General features: G+C 64.0%; 3 protein-coding genes. 1 reads left to right on the plus strand and 2 read right to left on the minus strand.

Annotation, left to right across the window (positions count from 1 at the left end):
* Positions 1 to 413 (plus strand): PIN domain-containing protein (locus QT222_RS01595; protein WP_491476090.1); only part of this gene is annotated, 413 nt, incomplete at its 5' end.
* Between the two features lie 17 nt (positions 414 to 430).
* On the opposite strand, the gene QT222_RS01600 is transcribed toward QT222_RS01595, so the two are convergent.
* Both QT222_RS01600 and QT222_RS01605 read right to left on the minus strand, forming a co-directional pair.
* Entirely contained in the window at positions 431 to 607 is a 177-nt protein-coding gene (locus tag QT222_RS01600) for a hypothetical protein (protein ID WP_004059322.1), read from the minus strand.
* Between the two features lie 564 nt (positions 608 to 1,171).
* A complete protein-coding gene (locus QT222_RS01605; protein ID WP_491476091.1) occupies positions 1,172 to 1,810 on the minus strand; it encodes a non-canonical purine NTP pyrophosphatase in 639 nt (212 codons plus the stop codon).
* Positions 1,811 to 1,830: the final 20 nt, after the last annotated feature.

A 1,830-nucleotide genomic window follows, 5' to 3' on the forward strand; every position in this document is an offset into this window, starting at 1 on the left:
TTCTCGTCGACGGGCCGTCCAGAGCCGCACTCGACCAGCTTCGGGGCCATTCGTGGACGACGCTCGTCGCCAGCGACGCTCTTCTCGACGACGCCGAGGCGGTCATTTCGACGCTCTCGGACGAGGAACTCGCCGCGGACTGGCGTACCAAGGTCGACGAGTGGGCCGAAGTCGTCGACCATCCAGAAGGCGACCATCCCGCACTCGCAGCTGCCTATCACGGCGGTGCGATGCATCTGCTCACGTTCGACGAGCGACTTCGCTCCGCGGAGGCGGGCGTGTCGCTCGGCGAACGCTTCCCGGTCAGCATTCGTCACCCGAAGGCGTTTGCGTCGCTATTCGCGCCGGAAAGTCTCTACGCCGAGGTCGCGGACGACCCCTATCCGGGTCCGGACCGCGACCCGCGGGCGTAACAGTCACAGCAGGTCGCTCACTTGTCGTGAGTGACGCGCGTCACGGCGAACGTCGCGAGCAGGGTCACGACGCCGAATGCGACCGCGACGCTGACGCTTCCGGACATATCCTGGAAGAACACCGCGATAGCTGCGAAGACGGCGACGCCATAGCCACTCGCTGCGCCGGCAGCGACGGCGGTCGCTCGATTCATGTTCCTCCGTGTGCGTCGATAGCGACTGTGTGTACTCCTGAACCGAATCGGTGAGCTTCGATACGTTCCATCGTCAGTTGGACTGTTGAAGCGGATTCACGAGTCGATACACATCTGGCTGTGGACGTGGCTGGACGAGACGTACCGTCTTTCGGACGGCCGCTCGGTTGCACCAGCCTGTGGCCGGTCCTGGGGAGGGCGTGCGGCCGATGTCACCGGTTGAACCGAACCCGGTAACGAGCGCGACTGGAGGGTCACGGTCGGGGAACATCATAGTTGACATGCTACGCCCGGCCATATCAAATTCTCGGGTCAGTAGTGCGCTTTTCGGCCTGAGACGGACTAATTCGCGTGAATCGTTCTCATTCGTCAGGGGTTGTGCCGCTTGCTTCGCTCACGCCGTTCGCTTCACTAGCTTCAGCGAACTTCTGGAAATCTCTGATTTCCAGCGTACGCCTCACTACCTTCGGCGTACTCCCGAAAACCAACGGTTCTCGCCGTACGCCTCACTAGCGTTCGGCGTACCACCGTCGGACGCTTCGCGCCCGACGAGGCATGCTTCGCTCACGCCGTTCGCTCAGCATACCACGTCGCAAACTTCGCTAACGCCCGCCCCCGGTGGGAAATCGAATTCTTCTCTTCGGCGCTCATCTCGGCAAACGTCGTTCCGTCGTGTTCGAAAATCGGGTCGTACCCGAATCCACCCTCACCGCGCGGCGGGACGATACGCCCGTTGACGACGCCTTCGAACAACTTCACGGGAAGCACGTCCGTCTCCTCTTCGTCCTGCTCCGCGCCACGGGCGGCCGCAACCGTCCTGTCGTCGCGGTCGATTGGGTTGGGACTCGCTTCGAATGGCTGGCCGTCACAGTACGCGAGCACGCAGCGGAAGGAGGCGCGCCGCGGTTCGTCGAGTTCGGCGGCGGCGAGTCGGTAGACCGCCTCGACTCCGAGCGTGTCCTCGGCGTACGACGAGTACGGGCCGGGGAAACCGTCGAACCCGTCGATGAACAGGCCGGCGTCGTCGACGAGGACTGGCTCGTCGGCGTAGCGGTAGGCTTCGCGGGCACCGTGGGCCGCGAATGGACCGAGTTCGGCCCCCTGAAACCCGGGGCAGACGAAACGGAGTTGTGTCACGTCGTCGGCGGCGGAGTCGAGTGCCTCCCGGGCCTTACCCTCGTTCGTCGTAACGTATCTGAGCATGTCCGCCCCTCCGGGGGCGG

The sequence above is a fragment of the Haloferax sp. s1 genome (assembly GCF_058382125.1).